This is a genomic window from Kluyvera fluvialis (assembly GCF_059725275.1).
In genome coordinates, this window is the sequence record NZ_AP046142.1 from 2,242,606 (window position 1) to 2,267,046 (window position 24,441).

The 24,441-nt window shown below is 47.4% G+C and carries 17 protein-coding genes; 1 reads left to right on the top strand and 16 read right to left on the bottom strand.

Annotation, left to right across the window (positions count from 1 at the left end; translation table 11 throughout):
- Nucleotides 1–247 precede the first annotated feature (247 nt).
- The 15 genes from AC6I4B_RS10805 to AC6I4B_RS10875 all read right to left on the bottom strand — a co-directional run bounded on the left by AC6I4B_RS10805 (nucleotide 248) and on the right by AC6I4B_RS10875 (nucleotide 22,066).
- The gene (locus AC6I4B_RS10805) at nucleotides 248–2,800 is read right to left on the bottom strand and encodes a hypothetical protein (RefSeq protein ID WP_497771583.1); all 2,553 of its coding nucleotides are present in this window, start codon (nucleotides 2,798–2,800) and stop codon (nucleotides 248–250) included.
- 11 nt (nucleotides 2,801–2,811) lie between these two features.
- Nucleotides 2,812–6,876, bottom strand: coding sequence for a contractile injection system tape measure protein (locus AC6I4B_RS10810; protein WP_497771585.1), 4,065 nt, complete (start codon nucleotides 6,874–6,876; stop codon nucleotides 2,812–2,814).
- Nucleotides 6,873–9,239 carry a hypothetical protein gene (locus AC6I4B_RS10815; RefSeq protein ID WP_497771586.1) on the bottom strand — a complete coding sequence of 789 codons (2,367 nt, stop codon included), beginning with the start codon at nucleotides 9,237–9,239 and terminating at the stop codon, nucleotides 6,873–6,875. Before AC6I4B_RS10815 ends, AC6I4B_RS10810 begins: the two co-directional genes overlap by 4 nt.
- An 8-nt stretch (nucleotides 9,240–9,247) precedes the next feature.
- The gene (locus tag AC6I4B_RS10820; protein WP_497771588.1) at nucleotides 9,248–10,078 is read right to left on the bottom strand and encodes a hypothetical protein; all 831 of its coding nucleotides are present in this window, start codon (nucleotides 10,076–10,078) and stop codon (nucleotides 9,248–9,250) included.
- Nucleotides 10,071–14,042 (bottom strand): baseplate J/gp47 family protein, encoded by a 3,972-nt coding sequence (locus tag AC6I4B_RS10825; protein ID WP_497771589.1) that lies wholly within the window; start codon nucleotides 14,040–14,042, stop codon nucleotides 10,071–10,073. The genes AC6I4B_RS10820 and AC6I4B_RS10825 overlap by 8 nt, the downstream gene beginning before the upstream one ends.
- Nucleotides 14,042–14,491 (bottom strand): GPW/gp25 family protein, encoded by a 450-nt coding sequence (locus AC6I4B_RS10830; protein ID WP_497771591.1) that lies wholly within the window; start codon nucleotides 14,489–14,491, stop codon nucleotides 14,042–14,044. Before AC6I4B_RS10830 ends, AC6I4B_RS10825 begins: the two co-directional genes overlap by 1 nt.
- Before the next feature lie 29 nt (nucleotides 14,492–14,520).
- Nucleotides 14,521–14,820 (bottom strand): PAAR domain-containing protein, encoded by a 300-nt coding sequence (locus tag AC6I4B_RS10835; protein ID WP_497771592.1) that lies wholly within the window; start codon nucleotides 14,818–14,820, stop codon nucleotides 14,521–14,523.
- 19 nt (nucleotides 14,821–14,839) lie between these two features.
- Nucleotides 14,840–16,633 carry a type VI secretion system tip protein VgrG gene (vgrG, locus tag AC6I4B_RS10840; RefSeq protein ID WP_497771594.1) on the bottom strand — a complete coding sequence of 598 codons (1,794 nt, stop codon included), beginning with the start codon at nucleotides 16,631–16,633 and terminating at the stop codon, nucleotides 14,840–14,842.
- A gap of 14 nt (nucleotides 16,634–16,647) precedes the next feature.
- Entirely contained in the window at nucleotides 16,648–17,301 is a 654-nt protein-coding gene (locus AC6I4B_RS10845; RefSeq protein ID WP_497771596.1) for a CIS tube protein, read from the bottom strand.
- 25 nt (nucleotides 17,302–17,326) lie between these two features.
- Nucleotides 17,327–17,497: a hypothetical protein gene (locus AC6I4B_RS10850; protein ID WP_497771597.1), complete on the bottom strand. Its 171-nt coding sequence runs from the start codon at nucleotides 17,495–17,497 to the stop codon at nucleotides 17,327–17,329.
- A 2-nt stretch (nucleotides 17,498–17,499) separates the two neighbouring features.
- The gene (locus tag AC6I4B_RS10855) at nucleotides 17,500–17,976 is read right to left on the bottom strand and encodes a phage tail protein (protein WP_497771599.1); all 477 of its coding nucleotides are present in this window, start codon (nucleotides 17,974–17,976) and stop codon (nucleotides 17,500–17,502) included.
- Between the two features lie 48 nt (nucleotides 17,977–18,024).
- On the bottom strand, nucleotides 18,025–18,495 hold the full coding sequence (locus AC6I4B_RS10860) for a phage tail protein (RefSeq protein ID WP_497771600.1): 471 nt from the start codon (nucleotides 18,493–18,495) through the stop codon (nucleotides 18,025–18,027).
- A 78-nt stretch (nucleotides 18,496–18,573) separates the two neighbouring features.
- Nucleotides 18,574–20,133, bottom strand: a complete 1,560-nt coding sequence (locus tag AC6I4B_RS10865; protein WP_497771602.1) for a phage tail sheath family protein — start codon at nucleotides 20,131–20,133, stop codon at nucleotides 18,574–18,576.
- 583 nt (nucleotides 20,134–20,716) lie between these two features.
- The gene (locus AC6I4B_RS10870; RefSeq protein WP_497771603.1) at nucleotides 20,717–21,481 is read right to left on the bottom strand and encodes a hypothetical protein; all 765 of its coding nucleotides are present in this window, start codon (nucleotides 21,479–21,481) and stop codon (nucleotides 20,717–20,719) included.
- Entirely contained in the window at nucleotides 21,482–22,066 is a 585-nt protein-coding gene (locus tag AC6I4B_RS10875) for a Pvc16 family protein (protein WP_497771605.1), read from the bottom strand.
- A gap of 410 nt (nucleotides 22,067–22,476) precedes the next feature.
- On the opposite strand from AC6I4B_RS10875, the gene AC6I4B_RS10880 reads away from it, so the two are divergent.
- On the top strand, nucleotides 22,477–23,592 hold the full coding sequence (locus AC6I4B_RS10880) for a hypothetical protein (protein WP_497771606.1): 1,116 nt from the start codon (nucleotides 22,477–22,479) through the stop codon (nucleotides 23,590–23,592).
- Nucleotides 23,593–23,993: 401 nt separating this feature from the next.
- On the opposite strand, the gene AC6I4B_RS10885 is transcribed toward AC6I4B_RS10880, so the two are convergent.
- Nucleotides 23,994–24,431 carry a lipocalin-like domain-containing protein gene (locus AC6I4B_RS10885; protein WP_497771608.1) on the bottom strand — a complete coding sequence of 146 codons (438 nt, stop codon included), beginning with the start codon at nucleotides 24,429–24,431 and terminating at the stop codon, nucleotides 23,994–23,996.
- Nucleotides 24,432–24,441 lie beyond the last annotated feature (10 nt).

Genomic DNA, 24,441 nt, shown 5'->3' on the forward strand with positions numbered 1-24,441 from the left:
TCGCAAGATTAAAAGGAAATATCTTAATGAGCGATAAGTTAAATTACAGTCTCATAAGTTTATTTTTTTGGTTGGTTTTGAAGTATTCAAGAATAAGTGTTGAGACATTGTATGTATCAAATTGATATATGTTCCTGTTTAAAATGGGATGGAGTGATTTATTTTATGCTTGTCGATACATTTGTACCAATATGTGCTGGGAATGGGGGGGGGTACATGCTATTCCCCCCATATCTGAAATAATACCCTAAGGTTTATCCCCCTCCTTCCTCACCATCCTTACCGCAAACAGTATCCAGCCAATCACTATCATAAAGATAATCAGAATCGGCCCTTGATAATCCTGGAATGCAGGATCGGCGACAAACACCAGCATCAAGCCACTGATGGATAGCGACGTTAGCGCGACAAAAGGGATCCCACTTAAATGTTTTCTTAGTCGGAACGACCAGATACAGATTATCAGGAATAGCAGAATAAAGAGGAACGACACAAACAAACCGGTTCTCAACTCCCAGCGGTAAATACAGATCCAGTTCAACAAGTTAGTGAGGCTACTTAGCACCTGATTGATTGGCTGCGGATATTGTGGTGTTACCGGGAAGAAGGTTTTATCAATCAGCTTCTCATTGGCGTCGCTTAATGGCAGCGGCCAGTAACCCGCACCCAAAAATGTCCAGCTGGAAAGATTAACCAGTTGGGTCAGGGGCTGCGTTTGATTGCGGTTATCTTCACTGATTAGCATAGGAACCAGTTTTTTATACACCTGCTGGACATCCTGCTGATTTGGCTGGTCACTGAGCCATTGCTGTAACGCTTTTATTTGGTTGAGTTCATCACGGGCTTTATCGCGCGTTGCCGGTGAACCGGGTTGAACAATCAACAGGTTGGTGCGTTGTGATAATGCCTCGAAATTATTGAAACTATAAAAACGGTTGTTTGTCTCTACGACATTTTTTATAGGGACAATCACGCTCAAATAATATTTATCCCGGTGGCCGGTTGGGTCATTTACGTCATGGGCGCTGGACTGGCGATAGTCGCTTTGACGGAGCGCGATCTTTAACTTGTCGAGAAACGAGAAGAACGCCTGCTGGCTCTCTGGGGTGTCTAAGCGGGAAAGGTCGATATCCAGCGTAATCCCGTCAGCCATCGACGGCACGTCTTCAAGCCCGAAACTTATCCACGGCCTCAGGTTATTAATGATGTATTTATCCATTGGCATCGTAACGGACGCTACCAACTGTTTAACCATATCGTCGGTAAATAGCCCGGTTAGTTGATCCCGGGAAAGATCGCGTGGCGTGGTGACGACCAGGTCGAGTTTGGTGCGATAGCGATGAGCCGTCTGACTAAACTGGCTGAATGTGGGCGCGGCTAGCCAGTTCTGGGGCAGAACCAGCGTCGCGACGCTTCCTTCCGGTTTCATCACGGCGCCCACATAGCCAATGCGGTCTAAGCGGCTGAAATCAATCGATTGTCCTTTCTCAAGATGCTGCCAGTAAGGGTAAAAACCGTAAAAAGTACCCATATTAAACAGCGATTTGGTACTGTCCTGACATCCACAGTCTGGCGGCGCTATCCAGTTTACGGGCACTGCGTGGGTGGGGTTTAGGCCACTTTTTCGGGCGAGGGCGAAAACGCCTTTGTTATGCAAACTGTCCGGCGCAAGACCCGCTTCATTCACCGCCATTTGCAGTAGATAAAGACTCGGGAAAACTTCATTTTGCAGGGGCTCCAGCGTTTTCAATTCCTCTTTCGATAAAGCCGTGATGCCTAATTGCTTGATCGTTTTATCCAGCTCATCCGAATTGAGTTGCCACACTATTTGTGGCGCGCTGGTTTGCGTGTCGCTTTGAGTACTGGTTTCAGTCAGTTGCGTTGACGTACTGGGGGCATCAGTGCTTTTGTCATCAGCATTTGGTGTCTCTGTTGTACTGGTATCAACTTCATTATTGGTGATTTGACTGGTGCTGGTGCTGGTGGTCGCACTGGTGCTGGGCTGCGAGCTTTCTATAGTGTAAGAGTCAATTAAGTTATCGATATTCAGCGGTGGCGCAATGGGAATCTCCAGTTGAGTGAATAAATCACTGAGCTGATTATAAAGCTGGCTGCGCTGGTCAAACTGTTGCTTCGCTAATTTGGCAAAGGTGGCCAGTACCGTCTCACGCAGCGTCAGGCTGGCAAAGTCTTTTTCGGTGAGCTGGTAATAATAGGGCGTTGTATCGCTGGCGGGACTTTCTGGCGCTGAAGGGGCTGCGGGTTTGGGAGTATCAGCGCTTTTACCGGCGTTAAGCCCGAGTTTTAACTCTATCTCAGCGGGCGTGAAATTAAGCAGCTCCGGCGGCGTTATTGCCGTGCGCCATGTGGGATAAAGCGTATTTCGCTCGGCGGCGCGATTTAACGCAATCATTAATGATTCAACAAAAACCTGGTGCGGGTCGTTGGATGATTCTGGCGCGGTGAACGCAAATTCACCGCAGAAATAGTCCAGCCAGTAGCGCGTCGTGGGGCCGACGATGCCATCGTTAAGCCGTTGGCCTCTTTTTAATTGCGCCTGAAAATCACGGTTGTTTTGATACAAATCCGCAAGCTGCGTTTGTATCTCTTTCCCCAGATTACGTTTATCGGTTGCCGTGAGCGTCTTGCTGCACGTTTTCAACGGCTGGGGGCTAGCGGGCTGTGCGGCGTAACCCAACGCGGGTATCGTGCAAAGCAATAGCCAGCAGGCTGTGCGTCCGACAAAGCGCAGCGTGAGCTTATGAATGCGTGATAACAGACTGAAACCAGGATTTATCATTGTTTTTATCCTTAGCGCCATGACACAAAAAGAGGGATATCCATCCAGGGGTATTTAATGGTCTGAAAACTCCACGGTAATTGGTCAAGCAGCATGTCAAAAGTGCCGGGGATGATATTCAGCTGCCAATGTTTAGGGGTGAAGGTGAGCACGCCTTCACGTTGAATAAAGGTGGATTGCAGCCCGCTGATAGAGGTGTTTCCCAGAGAGCGCCAGTGAGCAATAAGAGCAGTGAGCAAGTCCGCGATGAGCGTTTCTGCTCCTTCCGGTAGCGCGACCTGTTGGGGGATAGCCGTGGCTGGCGCAACCCCGCAGAGAACCTTATTCAGCAGCAGTTGATACTCAGGCGCGCTGTTGGTGTTATTTGTCATCCACTGTAGGCAGAACAGTGCTTGCAGTTGCGCCGGGGAATCAACAAATGTGCGCCCGTCGGTCAGCGCTAAACGCTGAAATAACCGTGGAATAAAGGCTGAAGCGATAACTAATCCCGCATTATGAATGGTGACGGATTCTGACTCGGCTTCTGCGTTATCCTGCGGTTTTTCCCACGGGATCGCCGCATTTTTCTTCACGTCCTTGTCTGTCATATCAATGGCCTCAATAAGCTGTTTAATTTCTGGTTGCTGTTGATTCAGGTGCGCCGCCCACGACGCTTTTTTCGGCGGGTTTTGTTTCCCCTGGTTTGCGATGTGGACTAACGTTCTTCGCTGTGATGTTGAGGATATTTGCGGCAGTAAACGCTCAATTAGCGCGGCAACCGACGTATCAGCAGCGGTTTTGTCCTGATGAGTATGGGTTTGCCATCGCTGATTTAAGGCGATCAGTACATTCTGCATAAACGGGGCGCCGGTGATGGCTAGCCCTTTGAGCCAATGCTGGTGATAGAGCGTTTGCCAGAACAGGTAGTCACCCCGTTTTTGCGAGTCAAAGAGTGAGCAAAACGCCCGGCGCAATGCCAGCAAAGCAAGCGTGGCGCTGGTTAACGTGGGAAATAACATCGCCTGATGTGTATCAGTGGGCACTTCTTCTAGCCAACGTTGCATATGGCGCGGATTCGCCAGGGTACGCTGTAACCATTGCCGTAATGGATGCTGCGGTGAGTACTGCAATAAACCGGTCAACACGCCCTGCGTCGGGGCGGGGCTTTTACCGTCAAACCACTGCTGTAACCCTTCAAGCAGCGCGTCCTCGGGGAGAAGGCTATCTAACCAGCGTCTGCGTTCCGCCAGCTGTTGATGAATATCGTGACTGTTGAGGATTATCTGCTGCAACTTCTGGTAGTGCGCCCCGTTCGACGACGCATTGCGTTGGTTCATTTGCTGCAACAACCGTTGCAGCCATTGCTCCGCTGTCGCAGGGCATTCATGGCTAAGCAGCAGTGGGTAAAACCATTGAAGCGGTAATTGACATTGCTGGACGATCGCAAGCAGTAAAGGCAGCAGAGCGATGGTGCGCTCACTGAGTCCAGGCTGCATGAGACGGATCAGGCGTGTTAACTGTGGGGCGTTCCATGTTTGTAGCTGTGTTGCCAGCGCACTGGCATTGATGACGGCATAGTGCTGTAAAAGGGCGCGTTGCGCCTGGCTGATGACCGGCTCGTGGGCATCGGACTGAATATTCGCGAGCCACTGAGGGGCTGTGACGGGCGGCTTTTTATGATGTTCGATAAGCGAAACCAACTGCTGGCGCCATAAAAAGCCGCTATCGCTCAGGCTTAACCACTCGTGAATTAATACCTCAACGTGAATCTGGTAGCGGGCAGAGAGCTGCTCGGTGATATTCAGCAAATATTGATAGTGATTAAATTCACTTCCCCGGCGGCTTATGACGAAGTGCAATGTCAGTTCCCATAGGGCATTTCTGGTATTACGCGTATTCAACGGATTAGCGACGTGGCTAATGGCGGTGCTGATCGTTTGACTCTCGCGAATAATCGTGTGTACGGCCTCTGTTGCCTGTGGATTGATAATCGACGTTAATGTGAATAATGCGGAGTCATCAAACTTAGCCACCCAGCGAGTTAATACGGGAAGCGAACGCCCCAAACGTAAAATAAGCTGCGGCAACTGTTTTGCATAGTGGCGCTGCCATTGATGAATGTGGCTGTCCCATTGTGTTTTACTGGCACTTTGCAGCGTCGTGATGATCTCTTCGATGTCGGTCAGTTGCATCAAGGAGAGGTCGCTTATTCGCGCCAGCGACAGCCGGAAGAAAGAAGGCGACGGCTCAGTAGGTTGCGCGGATTTCTCCAGGCGCTTTGTCGAAGTGAGTTCTTCCAGCAGGCGAGCCAGCGAGGTTCCTGCCAGAGAAAAATCACCGCGCTTAATGACGTTATTTCTCAGTGCCGCTAACTGGTCGATCTTCGCGATATTACGCCAGGCGGCCATCTGCTGAATTAAATAACGCAAGTAACTTTTGGGCTTAAATGCGCCGCCGCTTTCCACAATCAGGAATGCAAAAGTGAATTCCCATACATTGGTTACTGTTGCGCGCTCGGTGGTTATGGAACCCTGGAGGGCAAACAGGCGATGCTCCGCAATCAGGAGGCGTAATAAAGGCGAAGCAAGCGGCTCCAGTACCTCGGCCAGCGTGAATAGGGTTTTATCCGAATAGGTTTCACACCAATGGCGGCGCACATATTCCAGTTGACCACACCAGCGTAATAAGGCAGCAAACGGCGGCGAAAGAGGCGGCCAATATAATCTGAGCTGCTGCTCCTGGCCTGAACAGAGCGCTATCAACAGTTCGTTAATATAGGGCAATGGGGCGGTGCTGATCGACGGCAGTTGAATTGCGGCGTCGGGCATGGGTATTTCAGCGATCGCTGGTGCGTTTATCAATGCCGGTGAAGCAATCATTGGCTCGATGGTATGGAGTAAATCCAATAATTGCCCCCGCAGAGTGCTGTCGAGGGCGGTGCTGTTCAGCGTTGCAATTAACGACGCCAGCAGCGTATCTGCCTTTTGGTTTTGCGCATTGGCCATCTGAACCACCAGACCGGCCATATAACTTCGGCGGTTGAATACGCTGCCACGATGAATTAACAGATACTGAAGCGTAAAAATCCATAGCTGCGGGTGGATTTGCGATTGCGGTAATATGGCGATGGATGTCTCAGGCGTGATGGCAACGTCGCGCGCAGTGACGACAGGGCTTTTTATCTGCCAGCACTCTGGCCTGTGCAGAATAGCGCTCAAAAAAGGGTATTCCTGCGGCGTTAATTTGCTCAGCAGGAGCAGGCGCTCAACTTGCGTTAAATCACGCACCAGATACCAGGGGAGTTGGTTATCGGTGTGTCGCTGATAGAGGGCTTTAATAAGCTGCGGCGCAAACTGGTGAAGCAGTTTTTCCCAATCGGGGCGAAGCGGGGCCAAATTATGCTGTGTTAATAGCTGCGTGAAGCGGGTAAACCACGCCTGTGCCAGCCGATCGGTTAAATCGCCCTGGCGGCTTTTGGGATGCGCTAACAAAAGTGACATGATTTGCCATTGCTGCGAAGGCGCTAACGCAGGAAATAAAGCCGCAATATAGTGGGCGGGAAATTGCTCAACGAGCCGTCGTAATATGTGCTCTGGCTGATGGCTATGATTGAGAGCGTTAACCAACCGCGCGGAATGCTCGCTCAGCATGTCAGATAACCCGAGCGATTCCAGCGCCTGTTCACCGGAAACCGACCACGGGAGCGCGCCGGTGCTGAGAAAATGCCAGAGCACGTTCCAGCGCTGTTGTTGCTGGCTTCTCACCTGTACGCTGAGGGACTTTGCGGAATCCGTGGATGGCCGATCCTGCCCGGCGTTCTGTAGCTGCGAGCGCAGGGTGGCTTGCAGCATGTGTTTGAGTTTTTCGGGTGCTAGCTGGTAAAACGTCCTGGCGTTAAGCTCACCGAGATCGAGCGTTAGCGTGTCGATAACCAGGGTTTGATGCGCTGGGCAGACCTCGTCAAATACCGCCTCCACCACCGGGAGGAACTGCTGTATAACCCACTGTGCGGCGTGTGACGCAAAGGTTTCGGCATCAGCCATTCCGGTAAAGCAAAATTCGATGCGGGTGTGGTTAATTTTGTGTAATTGGCTCATAGGCTCGGCGCCTCATCGGTTTCATTGCGCGCGTGCTGAATAAACCGGTAAAGCTGTTGAGCGATGGCATCGCACTCAGGCTGATTTTCTTGGCGTTGTAACGCGCTGGCTTTTGCGTGCCGCCATTGGCTGTACAGCGTTTCGAATTGGCCAAAAGCGGAGAAATCCAACCACAAACATTGCGTCAGCAGATGCGCGGGGCTGTTTTCAATCATTAATTGCGCCACCTGTTCCCGAAACCGGAGGTTGCTAAAGCGCGCGCTGTAACCCGGAAAAACAAGAATCACCCGATTGGCATAGTCGCTTAACAACACGTTATCGCCGCCTGTGCGCAGTAAAATCGGTTCAACGACGTACAGCCCTTCGCTGTGTTGGTTAAGCCCAATCAGCCAATGTTGTAGTTGATGGCAAAGCTCGGTGAGTGTCTGTTTGTTAGGGTGGCTGGCAATATAAAACCACTGCCGGGAACCTTCGATATCGGCGTTAAAAAACAGTTGATAATCATTAGACTCTGCGCGTGGCAGCAGGCGGTATCGGCGGTTATCGATACCAAACTGCAATAGTAGTTCAGGCAGCGTTTGTTCGTGGAATAGGGCGGCGGTGAATAAGATGTGCCGGATATCCTCTTCATTCGGGATTACCGTTAAGCGGTTATCGGCTAAAGGCAGCAGATTCGCCTGTTCTTCAGCGCTGAGTAACCCGCCAGTATCGCGGGCGAAGTTGAATGGGCCTGACACCAGGTTCAGTGAGTGTCGGGTAATTGCCTGCGTGTAACTCCCTCGGGCAGACGTCGGTGGCATTAGCCCCAGCAGTAGCGAAAGACGCTGGCCATATCCGCCCTGATGCTCTGGCTGAAGCAAATTATCACCAATCCCCCGACCATTGGTCATCGTGACGATATTCAGGATAAAGGCCTGTTTATATTTCAGAAGCTGTTTTTCTAATGTCTGGGCTGAAAAATAGGGATTGAACTGGCGATGTAACCACTCAGGAAACCGCTCGCTATAAAGGGCCAGTAAATAATTAAAAATACGATTTTTCCGCTTAGGATAATCATCCAGTTGGGCGCGCAATTGATCCAGCCGCGTGCTGGCATCCTGCGGATAATGTTTGCCGATATTATAAAACTCATCATCTTGTAAGCGATGAGCGTGATAGGTGGCCTCGGTGGTTAATGAGAGCGAGAACAGCGTTTTTAAGCCAGCAATATCATCACAAAAATTAGCCATTAGCTGGTCAAATAGCAGTAAGTAGCTGCGGAGTTGATGCCGTTGAGCCTGTTGTTGTGCATGGTATTGATTCGGCATTCCCGGTGCTAAATGATAATTACGCGGGAACAGGGTTTGAATGGATTCATATTGGCTGAAATCAAAATATTGCCCTACAGGCAGCGCGGGGGGCGTGGCCGTTTTAAGCTGAACAGTACGCTGCTGGTATTGGATCTGCTCTATTTGAATGGCGAGATCGGCATAGTCGATATTGACCGTGTGCTGGAACTGAATGATTTCAATGCCTGAATGCGCGGAGGGTTCCGGCAACGTTAAATAAGAAAACGGGGCAATATTATCAATCGGAGTGGGGTCGTCGTCACCTGAGTGGCTACTGTGCTGGATAAACTGTAGCCGATCGATTTGTAAGATCCCGTCTTCTGCGAGCAGAGATTCTTTAATCGCATTCACGGGTGTGATTTGCGCGTTTGTTTGCAGCCAAAGGCCGATCCGATGATAAATGTTGGCGGTAAGCCAGGTGACATCCTCGATATCGTCACTCACGTGGATGACGGCACTGAGCGTCAACGGGTGCTGGCCGGTTAATTCAATGGCGGATAAATCCTCCCCAACTGCCCGAACCCGATAAAACGCCTGACGAATGCGCTGAATAGCGGCATGTTGCTGGGTATAAACCGAACTCTTCCCCCCCTCTGAACGTTGCTGGCTTAATGCGTAAAAATGGTTGAGCTGCGCATTAAGGGTGTAAATCCCCCGTTGCGGGGCATGTTCACTCCTGCGTAACCACACTTTATCAAGCTCAGGAAGGCGGGCTAACAACCATGTCTCATATTCTTTAGGCTGCTGCGGGTAGGCCGGGATGATGTCCGGTGCTAACGCTAATCCATGAGCCAGATAATCAATGTTCCCTGAGGGGGCGCTGAGATAGTCGGCTACCTCAAACTCACAGCGGTAGATAAGGTCGGTCAGGGCGTAACAGACCTGCTCCAGGATAGTCATCCCCGGATCGTGCGTATTGTAGTCGGTCCACTGACGGCCACTCAGTTGCTGGATGTACGTCAGGCCAAGCTGATAAAGATGCGCAAAACTATTCGGATTATCATGATGGTGTTGTTTCGAAATAGTCTTAGACATGATTGAATTTACTCCCCCGTCACCTTGCGTTGGCATTGCTGCATAAAGGGGTCATTCCATAATTGCGTAATGTGATATTGGATGGTTTGGTCTTCCCCAAATGGCGTATTGGTACGGATTTGCAATGCGTAAGGGCGAACCGTGCCCCGGTGGTTGTGCTGGCGCCAGCGCAGTTGAATTTTGTCGGCCGAAGAGTGAAAGAAGGCCTGCGTCAGATGAATCGGGTTTTTATCTCCCCAGTGCCACCAATGTTTATTGGGAGCGCAGGTATTCATGGCGATGGCGTGCACCAGGGCATAACGCCCGCTGAATCGGATGCCGATCCCGGCAACCACCTCGAACATATGGCATCCTTCCAGCTCGGGGGTGATATCGTGCCATTCGCCATCGGCGGGGATGGGCGTATCAATCAACACGCTACCCATTCTTCCCTGTGAGGCAATCGTCCCATTGACGTCAAGCATCTGCTGAGGCGTCGCGGTATTGATCCCCACATGACCTTTGGGCGTCATCGAGAGATTGATGGCCTGGTTTTCTCCGCTACCCTCCAGGCTTTCATCCGTGATATCCGCAGCTGGGTTGGCGAAAACGTGCAGATTAATACTCTGGGGAGCAAACCCTACGTGCCACAGCGGGGTATCGGGGCTATTTTGTTGGTAAAAGCTCAGCAAATGTTCCTGATCTAATGCTCTTAGTTGAAGGCCGGTTTCCGGTGGCTTGATAAACCCTTCATCACTCTGATTCACGCATGAATCAATTAAGTCCGAAAAATGTTCGGCTGACGGCATGGTCCCATGACGAAAATAATTCTTAAGCGTGCTTCGATTACGTTTAGCCATTATTGTTTTCGCCTTTAGGGTTAGACGTTGGGGATGTACTGACAATAAATTGCTCCCCGATCACCAATTCGCCAATACCGACGGTGACGGGTTTATGGGTAAGGTTATCGGGTGAAATTTGAATGTACTGATGCTCTTCTGGAATCAACAAATACCACGGATAGGCAGCACGAATAGGCTGAACAGTTGCCGCACTGTCCTGGAGTGTGTACTCCGTATCTTCATCCATACTGATTTTTAGCGCGGAGAGTGCGCTGACCTTAACGACGTTTTCTTGCCGGAGAATAAAAGCGCTGAGCTTCTCCAGTGATAAGCAGAATCCTAACCCTGTATTCAGCGTATCCGGCTCCCAGGGGCATAATTGCGATTTAATCGCATATTCCAGCCTTCGCAAAGCGGGGCCATGACTCACACCTTCCTTTAACGTGACTTTGCAGCGGATCTGGATTTTTTCGTAGCCAGGGTTACGGACTTCTATTTGCACATGTGAGCGAGACACTGATAACAGGAAACGGCGAATAGTGAGAAGGTATGAAGAATCTAATTGCTTTGGCGAACAGAGCGCGTGATCGCAATGGGTATCGACTGGGGTCACAATGACCAATACCCGGCCTGGCTCTTGGGTATGAGAATAATAGCTGCGGGTCGGGAAACAGTGTACGGAACCCACTTCCGGGAAGTTTTCCAGAATAAGATGTTCGTAATCCCACGGAGTTAAGGCTTTGCCTTTGTGACGCAGGCTTTCACTGACGCGCATCTGAAAGTGTTGATCGCTCTCAGTTTCAGGGATTTTTATCATCGCATTGAGCTGTGCGATGGCGGCCAGATTCGCCTTTCGCGGCGTGCTTCGCCAGGCAGAAAATGAGCGCGGGGTGACGCTATCGTCGGCAAGCGGGGCGCCTTTACCCACCACTTTTACCACGTGCGTGGCAACATGCAGGCAGTCAGGATACTTGTCGATCCCTTTATTGGTACTGACGCGGAGCCAAAACAGACCTGACGGCATCACGGTGTGGTCGGTATTGATCTCATTCGGTAGATCTAAGGTGACAATACCGGTCGTGAGAAAATTGAGGGTCGTGTCATGGATAATCTGATGTGGGTTGAGTGCCTGCCAGTCATTATCCACCAGGTAATACCACTGATAGGACGTCGATGGGTAGGGCATTAGCAGCCGAGAGCTGCCGTCAAACACGAAGAAAATATTTAAATACCCCGATAATTCGCTCGCCGTGATACCGATAAAGCAATGGCTATCTTCTTTGTAATTCGGGAAGAAGCGCGGTCTGTGGATCTGGCGAGTTTGCTTTGGCGGATAAATAACGTTTTCGCCAAAAGGGTGCAGGTGAATAATTTCACTCTGGCTATGGCTTTCGACGCTTAATAAATCAATGGTTGATTGTGCCGAATAGTCGAGGGCAATTCGGGTGACTAACGGCGTATAGGGCTGATTAGGCAACGTTCTTTTATGTTTTTTGGTGACGTTATATGTCAGCGTGTCACTGAGTAAAGGCGCATAATCTTTGTGGCCAAATGCCGGTTCCGGGCCTGTGAGCATGAGCTTAAAAAGACCGTTACGTAATCCTGATTGGCTACTATACGGCGTCTTTGGCCAGGGGCGAGTCACTGGCGTATAGCCGTTTCTTATATTCGGAAAATGAAGATGGCGGTCATGGTGAATAGCGCCATTGGCTGGCGTAAATAACGGTAAGACAGATGGGCCAAATTCAACCCACTGCCCATTATTAAGTACTTCCGCACGCATTTGAAAACTGGCGTTAGTGTAGGGGTAAGAATATTGAGCATAGTACTGCCGGAAACCATCTGAACCCCGAGGCAGATTTCCCCAGTCAAGGTGTAGCGATAATTGAGTGAGGGATTTTCGCGCAATCTCTTCGTTAGCAATGACCACATACGCATCAATATAAGGTTGAGAACCCAATAAAAAGAACGGCTGTGAGGAGTCAACTTGCCCCTCGGGATTAAATAATTGCATTTGCGTTACGCCACTCACATGCGTTGACATCGCCAGTTTTGATAATTCAAAATCGCGGAAAATCGCATACGGGAAGCAGTTACTCTGCCGCTTCAGGGTTATTTTTAGTGATGCACTGTGCGGAAGATGCGCGTGGCGAGGAATGATGGGCGCAAAGCCGGTATCAACATGACATTTCACCTTGAATCCTATTTGACACTCATGGGCGGTGCAGGGGTAAATCTCAACGTTATCCAGCACCTCCCAGCCATTCTCGGTTGAGGCTTCAATGTGGAAAACCCCCTGGAATAGTTGATAAAAAGCCGCCGTAGTGGAGTGGCTCAGAAGCTCTTTGATCGTGGTATAAGCCGTGGCTTCGTCTGCCAGTATGGGCGTTAAACGCGTGAGGATTTCCGCAATATCGGATGGGGTTAACCACGCCACTGTATAAAGACAGCGGCGGCTGACTATCTGACCGACGACACGAAAAATAAGGTCTATCTTAGAAAGACCATATTGCATCCCTTTATCCGGGGTTGAGCATAAAACCTGGAGCATTTGCAGATAAAATAATTTATAGGCAACCCAGACGCGTTCTGACGCTCTGAGATGCCGAAACTGGCTGAGTTGATCCGGTGTTAGCTGTTTTACCAGCGCGCTGATGGTGATCCGCGCGGCCCAGTCCTCCAGCAGGTGGGTATGCAGGGTGAGCAATTGCGTAAATATTCGCGTTAATGCTGCGCGGGTTTTTGTCTGATCATCCACCGCCAGTAATTCCTGCGCAACGATGCTCGAACGCACTTCGTTAAGATGAACCACAATATCGATGCTGCGGTTGCCTTGCTGCATCGAAAATAGGGGATCGGTGATAATCAATCCCATCGGTTGCGTGCTGTTTTCCGTTTTATACTTGTTATTGAATATATTAAATTGCTGCGTTTGCGGGAAATCGTCCCCCGTGGCGCTGGCCGTTATCAGCAGGCGCTGTCCGCTAACGTCGCAGACCAGGCCAGACTCTTTCTCGGGCGAAACCAGCGGGTCGCGCTGTAGGGTGAGGTTGAAGATGTGAGAAACTTCGGCATCCGTAACTTCAATCGGATAACAGCTACGATAAACGATGGGGTTAAAGTCAGGATCATCGCCGGGGCTGAATTCGGCGCCTTGCTCAAATTGAATCGTATTATTGGTTGGGTTATTTAATGAGAGCTTCAGGTACACCGAATTCTCTGGAGTGGTTTTCTTCCCTTGTTGCAGAACCTGCTGGTAATAAAATTGCAGATGTTTTTCTGTGAATTGATTAAGGCTTTGTTGGGCGCGTTCAAATAATTTCAGGAAGGTAAAATAAAGCGCTTGCTGCGGGTTATTTTCCTGATGCACTAAAGCCGCCTGTAGTACCTGCTGGCTTTGCGTTTTGATCTGTTCAATGACATAGATTATTTTCGCAAAGCAGTAGCATGTTTGTTCGCTAAAACTGCTGTGTTGCAATACCGGCGATGCGGTATTCAGCGTGTATTGATCAAGGTTCCATAATGGATCAAGCGCTTGTACACGATGGCGGAATTGCTCGGGTAAGCGCGTAATCACCAGGCTTAGTGGCAACGAGAGGTGATACTGATATTCATGCAACAGGTAGTATTTAAACTGGTAAGCGGTCTCTGGTGTGCTCGGCAGGTGTTGATACCACTCCTGCAACCGTGTTAACAAGATGAGTAAAAACTCAACGGCCCCGTTTTTGTCGTGTGCCAGGACTTGTTTAAATTGCGCCTGAATATATTTTGTATTACAGGTGGATATCGCGGCACATACCACGATTTCACTTTTTTGAAATAAATTCCCCCAATGACCATCGGCCTGGTCGTGCAAGTTCCTGAACGGCAACTGTTGAGCAAATTGATGTGCCCAAACGACTAACTGCTCAAAGCCGAGTTCGTGGGGGTGAAATAGGGATGAGTTTATCGCCTCATCCTGCCGCTGCTGCCGTGAGGTCATTATGCGATATCCCACTCGTCAGCTAATGGCAGGAGTCGCGGCGATATCAGCGTGCCTTCGTTTAAATAGAAGGGATAAACTATATTGCTACGGGTGTTGGTAGTGATAACGCTGTAATCAATTTGAATAAGCAATTTCCCGGAGAGCGGTTCGGGTAAAAAATGAACGTCCTCAACGTTGATGCGCGATTCGAAAAATAAAATGGCATGGCGAATTTCAGCTGCAAGCTGGGTCAAAATTGTCTGTGTGAGTTCTTCAAAGACAAAATGATTAATCCGGCAGCCGAAATCGGGCGACATAAGACGCTCCCCAGGCGTAGTGGAGAGTAGAATCGTTAAGCTCTGTTCAATATCCTGAATATCAGAGCTCATGACGACCTGATGATTTGGCCCGGTAAAGCTGGGCGGAAATGCCCAGCCGGTCCCCAAAAATGCGTTGTCGTTTGCCATAAATTTCACGCTATTCTCGTTGATAGCGGTTAACCGCCAATAATGACCGTGGGGCATCCTAGCGTGATGGTTCCTCCGTGGCTGGTGGTGTCACCCACTCTTGCCGCCGGTTTGCCGCCAATCAGCACCGTGGCGGAACCTTTAATAATGGTCGATGGTGGCCCCACGCAGATGCAACTGTCCCCCATCACTGCGGCGGGTAAATATCCAATTAATACCGTGGGCACTCCAGGCCCAATGACAGGGCCGCCAACATGAGGAATTGGCGGGAGCGCAGGGGTTGCCATCGGACACACCTGTAAGTCTGTAATTCTTGCGGCAAAGGGCATATATCAACTCCGCTAATCGCTAATTAATTTTGACCAGACCACCTTTAACGGTCGTGATCCCTGAACAGGAAAGTTCCGTGGTTGCATTTCCTTTTAGCGTTAATCCGGTACTGGCTTGCGCTGAAATATTTAAAGCGGAAATTTTTGCATCGCTTGTGGCCTTAATGGTTGTATCACGCGTCGAATTAATATTGACGGCGCCTTTCGCTGAGATAGTGATATCTTTACTGCTGCTTAACGTAATGCCGTCTTTATTCATGGTTATCGAATTGCTATTTTGGTCAGTCAAGGTGATAGATTTATCTTTGTCGCTGATTACGATGGCATTGCCGTTGGGCGTATTTAATGTCATCACGCTATTCTTATCGTCAAAAATAACTTTCATCTTACTTTTGGTCACGAGGGTTTTGATACTGTTATCTGCCTTAATCTCTTCGGGCATTTTATTTTTACTGCTATACAGTGAACCAAGAATAACGGGGTTGCTGGGATCCTGATTGATACAGCCAACAATCACTTCATCGCCGACTTCAGGGATGAAAAAGTTTCCGCAGCCTGATGAAGCATAATAGGTGGCTAATCGCGCCCAGATTAAATTGGATTCGCTGTTCAGCGTTGGCAGTTTTATCTGGATGCGATAATTTGCATCCGGGTCGCCATCCAATTTGGTCACTACGCCAATTTGCAGTCCATCAACGGGCGGTAAATACCCTGAAGCCGGTGGCGCGCCCATATCACGGTGTTCCGCCGACCACATCGGCGACAGCCCCAGCTCGGCGGTGGTAATCCACTGACCTTTCTCAATACAGTGGTGAATACCGCCAACATAATGTGAGCCGTTATAGCGAGCACCTACGCCCGCCAGTTCCAGTAAGCTGTTAATAGTCGCGCTAGCGTTTCCCTGAAAAGTGACGCTGCCTCGAACTTTACTCAGCATGGCTTTGACCTGCTGACCACCCGCCCAGCGGGTCAGTGAATCTGTCGTGATGGTTGAGGCGGTTTGTAGCGTGTAATCACTAATGCCCAATACTTTCGCCAAATCACCGCTCGTGAAGTTGCCTTGCCCTGAGATGGACTGCGCAGAACCAGTGCCTGTCACCATATTTTGTTTGGCTGAATCCCAGGCGGTTGCGGTGACAGAACTTAGCTGGTTTCGCGCATCCACTTTTGCCGAGAACGACATTAAATCCGTTCCATAGGTCACTACGAGGGCTGGCGCATCGCTTATTGCTGGTTTATCAACCGTAACCTTATTGGACTGGTTGGTGACCACAAAGCCATTTGCCTCAGCCCGCGTGAGGATAAAATCCCAGTCAGTGCTGTTGAACTGGACGAGTTCGGGGTAGGGGTCGCTAATGCTACCGACCGAGCTGGTGATATTGGGATATTTTGCGAGCAGACTGCTAATAATTTTACTGTCAGATTTAGCAAGAAAACATTGGCTGTGCCTGGCAATCGTCATCGCAATGGCCTGATCTTTACAAACAACATTGAGGAATGAGCTGTTATTCGACGTGATTTCTATGCCATGACTAATAATAATACCTTCGAAAATCGACTCTTCATCACTGGCATAGCCAGCAGAAATCGAAATGGTTGATCCTGGTTTAAACGTATCGGCATCACTGACATCAAAGCGTTGAGATGGCATATCGCCATCGCTAATGGTTATCTCTGCGGTCGCAATATGATTTATTTTGTTATGAACATGGATGGCGATAACGCCAATTGAGCTATCAATGGCTTTGCCATTCACTTTAATTGTGTAGGTAATGACGCCAGTACTTTCGTTATTTAATGGAGATGTTGCCATGATTGACCTGATGTTTAAATTAAAGGAGGGAAGTAAAGTTTTGTGCCGGGCTTGATCTGTCTTGCACTGGTTAATTTATTCGCCCGGGCAACCTCAATATAATAACTGCTATCGTTATAGATTTTGTGGCATAGCATAGGGAGAGTATCTCCCGCTTTAAATTCAACCATGTGGGTTAAGTCAGGAGAGGACTGTTTCTTTAACGCACTTTTTTCTTGCTGAGTTAGATATTTTGCAAAGCTAAGCGATACCGTCGCTCGCAGCGGATTACCGGAAGAATCAAAAAGAGAGTAATTGATACTGATAGAGGTTAAGCGGCCTCGAAAACTGACCGATGAACCCCATGATATGACTACCGGGTAGGGTTCATGCTGCTCACCATTATAGGCGTAAGTCACTTTTTTAAGCGTGGCAAGCTGCTTCTGCACGGTGTTTGTGCTGGTGTTGCCCGTGACTCCGGTTCCATCAAGCAGAAGTTCGAATTCCAGTTTTTCGCTTTCATAACCTTTAAATGTCGTGGTTGGCGAAATATCGCCTTGCTGCTGTGGGCCTCTATTGGTGTAGGTAATGCCAAAATTATGCTTAATGCTATTAGGATTTAGCGTTGCCGAAAATGTTTGTGCGACATTTCCCTTAGACGTCACTGACTTTATTGTTATTTTTTCCATGCTGCACTCCCTTTATTTAAATCACTTATCTTTCTCTTGCCTCATCAGGTGAAGTCATAAAGTGATAAGCGGGCGTTTTCTCCGGCAAGTTTTCTTCAGGGTCATAGCCCGACCGCTCAGAGTCAAAAAACGCATTTTTATTATCATCATTTGTCATTGTTGATTTAATCACTAGTTGCTTTATTTCTAATGGCACGGTTATAAGTTCCTTTTTAAATGATTAAAACAAATTTCAATTTCTTCAATGGCAATATCATTTTGAGTCGAGTTGAACGGTGCCATTTTCAATTTTACTGGATATGCATTTGAGGCAGTCCAGCTTTTGCAGGTAGTTCCTTTTTCGTTCAAAAGATTTATCGACACGCTTTTAGTGACAATCGGCTTTGATAGCTCATCATTCAAAATACCAAGACACCAGGTAAGCAACTTAGATGCTTTATCCGTCACCGCCCGTTTTAGCGTTAAGTTGCTACTTTTTATGGTCTTGGGCAGATGGTAGACCAGGTTATTTCCTCCCTCCCGATACTCTTCCGTTTCTATCTGGAACTCTAGCCCTGAGACTTCCTGAAAGGCTGTGTCATCAGCACAGCCACTGATAGAAACGCTGAAGTAGAAAGCCGGAAGAGGCCAGTCGCCATCACCCTGAGCTGCACCTGTACCTTTTTGGGTTCCCATGATGATACGTTCTCTATTCCGGACATAACATTTTGCTCAATGAAGAAATCAAACCGAGATTTCTAATCCTTCATGGGCAAGCTCAATGGTTTCAACCGCCACTTCATTACTGTCCGACTTTAAATCGGTGCCAGTAATTTTAGTGGGCCAGGCATTTTTTAACTTCCAGCTCATTACTGGCGCGCCGCTTTCATCTAATAGGTTTATGGTGACGGCCGTTCGGGCGATGGTGTTCATTTTGATCTTCGAATACCATGTGTAGAACTTATTATCACTTTTAAAAATACCTTTCTTCAGCGTGATGTTACCGCTTTTTATTAATCCAGGCATTTTTATAGTCGAAAATACCGGGCTATTACCCGCGCGATATTCGATAGGTTGTGATTCTAAATCAAGTCCAGATACTTCTTGAAAGGCTGAAACCATTCCAGCGCCAGCGCCGCCATCCCATTTCACTTCGAAATGAAATTTCGGCATCGGCCATACGGTTTCGGATTGAGCTGAGCCGTCATCTGCCATGGGAGTCTCCTGAAAAACTATGCACGTTATATTCGACTATATGGAAGGCTAACCACACATTAATGCAGAGGTCAGTCTCTATGATTCCTGCATCTTTTGCTGGAAAGTGATTTCGATAAATTCCGCTGGTCGAACCATAGCGACCAACACGGTAATACGCAGAATACCTTCCAGAATATCGTTCCCAGTCATTGTTTTACCCAGACCGACGCTCACATTGTAAGCCTCACCTGGTGTTGAACCTGCTAATCCGCCTCGTTTCCAGATACCGTACAAGAAGTTACCCAACATGCTTTCCATAGAAACCCAAGTGTTGGCGACATTAGGCTCAAAAACATACGCTTTTGAAGCAAGCTTAATGGACTCTTGTAACATAATCATCGTGCGTCTGACGTTGATATAACGCCAGTCTAAACTGTTGCCATCCAGCGTTCTGGCTCCCCAGACTAATGTGCCTTCACCGATAAATGGCCGAATCGCGTTGATCGATTTACCCTGGGTCGTGACGTTCAAATCTTCTTGCTCATCATCGCTGATATTAACGGTTGGAGAAATCACCGCATTGACGCTGACGTTGGCTGGGGCTTTCCATACACCGCGAGAGTTATCGACCATGGTATAAATACCGGCCATCGCCGCAGATGGGGGGAGGATATTTTGCTGGAATTTAATGTCCGCCATAATGGTTTGATATAACGGACTCATATTCGACAGGATCTTATGTAGCAGCACGGCATCGGGTCTTGATATATCACTGCTCAATTTAGCCACTTCGTCGAGCATCGCCTGTTTGCGTGTTGCCCTCAGTTTATTGCCGCCTGTGCTTAGCTCCTCTTCCGAAAGGCCTTCTAAGTCGCTGAACATTGCCGCGATCTCACCATTCAGTAATTCTGCCAGCTTATCCACATTGCTGATGTTGAGGAAACTGACGTCGCTGTCTTGCACGATTGAGGTGTTGAGCCACGGATAATAGGCGGAGGAGTAATCGAGATAATTAGTGCCCAGTTTAGAACGGAAGTTTTCAATACAGTCACCATCAGGATGCTGACGGTCTTTGTAGCCGTTCCAGATATCCAGGATAGCAATGCGGTTTTTCATCTTGCCGCCGCAATGGCCGAGCATGGCCTGCTCGACGTTAATGCAATCATCTTCTGCCAGTTGTATTGCTTCAGGGATAAGCAACATGGTGGGTTCAGCTTCTTTAATCAGAGGCGCAATGCCCCCTTTTAATGCTCCGGCATCGATATCGTCGCTATAATTACCGACTGAAACGATATAACAAGGGCCACCACCATTTTGAAAGAAAAAGAGCATACTGTAATAAAGATGATGGCGGGTGTTTGACTGAGTTATCTGGTAGGTTTTTCCTGACTGTTTGAATGCTTCTCTGGTATTGGCATCGGGAGTTGTACCGATTTCGGATATTTCAAATAAATGTTGAGGCTCGCCACCGAAATATTGACGGTACTCCGACATCGAAGTAATACGCCATCCTTGATTGCTTAATGATTTACCGCCGTTATCAGCTTTTTCTGTATATCCAATAAATGCGGGAACCGCAGTGGCAACTTCAACAACTGAATTCGGGAATGCATTCTGCTCAACAATATATACGCCAGGTGTTTTCATTACGCCCATAGTTTGGACCTTCATGTAATTGATTGGCAACCATGCCCCACTGTTAACACACAGGAAAAAGCACTGTTAAGAAAGGCATTCAATAAAAAACTTTCGGACTAGCAATGGATATATCTGGTATAACGTCTGCTGTGTTTTCTGTCAACTGTCAATGTTGAGAAATTCTAGCTACATTTTACATATTTACCAGTAGGTGATGCGGGCAGTAGTCTGGCCTGATGGTTAGACAAAATATATCATTTTAATTCGTTGATAATAATGGATAAGTTCTTTCTGCATTGACGGTGAGAAAATTTATCATGGCATAAAATTGCCCCGTGCCAGCGACGTAACGGAAAAAGAACACAACAGCTTATCCTGATGCCTATAACCCAGTATCATTGCGTTTCTCCTGACCTGGCATTCCCATATAAAGTCATGCGCCCACCAACATTTTTTAGCGAGTTATTACGTTTTTTTTAACGCTGCGTACATAAAATTTCATGATTTATACCTATCGATACGTATCCAAAATTTATTAAATCATTGCCGCATTATGGGCTTTCGTACGATTGATATAAAAAACGTATATGTCACAGTTTTATCAGTTGACATAGAGATGAGCGATAGATTTTTTTATGCCATCGGTGATAAATGTTGAAATATTGTCTGGCGTTGGATAAGGAAGCGATTTAATAATAACGTTCTTATCATCTGACAGTGAGAAGGGGGCAGGATAAATTTTCCTTAAGGCTATTGGATCGTTGGACATAAAAACTCTTGCCGTCTTATTGGCGAGTATTTCATGTTCTTGTTCTGTAAATGCGTGGGCAATGTTGAGATTTTTTTTACCGGATAACGAAAATATATAATATTTCCAATAGGCCGAGATGCTGCTGAATCGAACAATGATCGATTTTTTTTCTAAGGTGAGGTGGCGCTTTGGAAGAGTGATAGTGAATATACCGATTAAATTTTTGTTATAGATGGCAGCGCCATTTAACCGATTTATATCAACCCAATCCTCTGCGTTGATATCCAGCGTTGGGCTGTCGGTAAACACGGCATTTATCGTTGAAATATCGAAGGTGTTGGGCATTTTTGTGATGTTTCTGATGGCGGGATCAGCACTCATAAAATTGAACCTTAAGGTAAATCCATCAGTTAAATTGGCTAAATCGCTAAACTGTTCGGTATCGACTATCAGTTGTGCAAACCCTCGCGTTGATCTCAGTAAAATGTTGTATCGCCTGAGTAACAATGCTGTTTCCCGATCGGGGATGAGATCAAAGGGGGCTAATTCATTACTGCTTGCGTTGTAGTAATCATGCAAAACACTAATCGCTAAGATTGATTGATAGTCTGCCATTTAAATTTCTCTCTTTGCTGTGGTGATGTCTGACAAATGGATGTTACCCGCCTGAGACAGAATCGATTCACTATCCGGTATCAGCGCTCGCACACGATAAATACACGAAGGTAGGTAGTGCGAGCCGAATATTCCCCACATGTGGTTCAATTGTTCACCCGGTATGGACTCCAGTTCCATGTTAAGTTGCTCAATGTTTTTCGGCAGATCGGGGGAGTTTTGTCGATTGAAACTGTTATGACGGTTGAAGAAAGCAAGGAAATGGGAAAGCACTTTTAATCCGTCAGAATAATGGTTTGTACTAAAGTTAGCCGCGACGGTCACTGTCATGGTGATAAAAAGCGGTTGTGATGATATGGCTGCCCTGGTGTTATTGGTGTGGTAACCCTGGCGGTAACTCTTTGAAAATGAGTCTTTTTCGATATTGCTAAGGAAAATGAGGATCTTATTTTGAATTTTAGACGATTTTGAGCCATCGAGGTCTGTTGGTGGGGAGACAATTACCAGATCATCAGTTAAATCAAAGACGTTTTTAGCGGATTGGTTCATCCTTTCTTTTAAGTAATCGAGGCATAGATCTAGCATGAGATGCTCCTGATTAAGAACAGAAAATGACTTTCTGAATGCGGATTTATAGCTATAACGCATTTGTCTAAGGTTTTACAACCTTTTACGATTTTATCCAGGAATCAATCATAGAGTGATGTTCGGCCTAGGCCGCGCCTGAAAATGAGATGTCTATTATACTGAACTCGGCATATACGCTTTTAGCAGAAATATCGCTAAAGGATTGGTATTCTTTTCATCTATCCACTAAAGTCACATTGCAACTGTAGAACCTTGGTTGGTTAAAAAAGGAAAATGCGCAGTTAACAAAAAAACAATCTACCTCTTTTTAAATCTTTAGCGATTGAAAACATCTTTCAGCCATATTGTTATAAGAAATAAAAGAAAACTCATATCAACTGATGAGGATAAATCAAGAGGGTTGAGATATGTATAAACAACTTGAAAAGACGAAAAAGAATAAAAGTAAAACGGTTGATAACTCTGTCGCTCAAAAGAAAAACAATGACAAACAAGGGGTTGGGCTTGTAGATAATCGACCTGAATTTATGTCTCAAAGAAAGCTGCAAGAAATTGGGAATAGCGTCGCATTAGGTACTAAGACACAATTGAAGAGTAAAGAGCACTCCTATGGGTGTGGTTGCCCGTCCTGCACGAATAGCCATCAGCCTTTACAAGCCAAAAAAATATTGAGTAGTGGAATTGTTCAGCGAGTCACCACCGTTTCAATTGAAGATAAATTCGGTAAGAATGCCAGTGGTCAAAGTGGTAATGAGAGTTCTACTCGACGTATTTTTAACAAATGGCCAGCACTCAGCAATAGTTTTGAAAGTCATGTGCATTCCGTAGATATGCCGGTACTTGATGAAGACGGGAAGGAGACGGGCGGTACTTATCCGCGGAATAGGTATATGTGTGCAGAACCCAATGCGTTATCGTCTTTATTAAACAAGTATGACGCTGTGGAGCATCCTTTAAATAATGACTGGCTTGCCGATGTTGAGTTTCCTGAACTAGCTATTGATAATAAAACAGGTCAAAAGATAAAACCATGTCCTGTTTGTTCGCAGTGGGTTTCAGATATTGCACCAATGAAAATTAAAGGTCTTGATGGTGGTTCTTTTACCAACGAGACTCAACAAGAGCATAAGAAAGAGCTTGCCCGCCAGGAACATCTCCGACAAGAGCAAGAGGCCGAAAAGGCTCAGGAAAAAGAACGAAAAAAACAGGAGCGGCAGGGTGCTCAGAATGCGCAGGAGGCTAAACTGGAGGTGATACAAGAAATACAGAAAATTGATGCTATGACTATATTTAAATTGATAGATTACATTCCTGATGATGTCGCTACAGAATGGGGGATTTATAAAAAGAAGAAAGAGGTAAACATGGTGAATTTGAAGGGTTTTACTGATGACTGTATTTCAAGATGGATAGCAGGGTTAAGTACAACCGATGTCAATGTGATTAAATTATATAAAAAATTCAAGGATGATGGTGGTTTTAAAAATGATTTCAATGAATGGGCGAAGAGGGACTTAGTATAAAGAAAAATCCATAGTAAAACGTAAATAATTAAGATGGTTCTATCTCGCTCGTTATAATGGAAAACGATTTCCGGTTTTTCAGCCATCAGCCGGTACTGTCCCCGCGTCAGGTTATTCCGGGATTTATGTGACCGTTCGCTGTTATCTTTCGTCAACCCGAGCTCTGTCATTTTCCGTGTTTTATTCAGGGTTCTGCACAGATAAAAATCCACTCTCCCGTCCAGTACCCGGGGCGACCACCCGATTTGGTGTCCCCCGGGAACCCAATCCTGGTGTCTCCCCTAATGCATCCGTTTAAGTAAACGGTGTTAACGCGTCGGCGTGGATTTTTTGACCTTCAGAAAAAGCATCGTCTTATCGTGTCATGGCGCGACGGGGGATTCCGGCCGACAGCGCTCACGTTATGAACACCGCTCCCAGACCAGTTCGCCGGTTTGCATCACGTTATTCATCAAGATGGGCGGCGTAGATAAATGTAGTTTTCCGTCTTCAAATCTGAAATTGCGCAACTGTTCGCCATCAATCCAGTTGGGGAAAAGACTGCCTTCCACAAAATGGGTGATCGTCTGTTTTTCGACATCAAGTTGATAGCGCCCGAAGTAACAGACTGAAGAGGTATAGGCCTCTCTGATCTCTTTATCGGTGGCCGTTGCCTGATCCCCCTGGCTAAAAGCGGTACGACCGGCACGATACAGCTGTGCGCTCATCCCGCCATCCACATCATAATGCAGCCTGCCCACCACTCGGGGGCCTAGCGGATAAAGGATATTGCCATCGCTTAATTTGAATTCTGACGACACTAAACGCCAACTGCCGAGAAACTGAGAAACGGTTATCATATGAGATCCT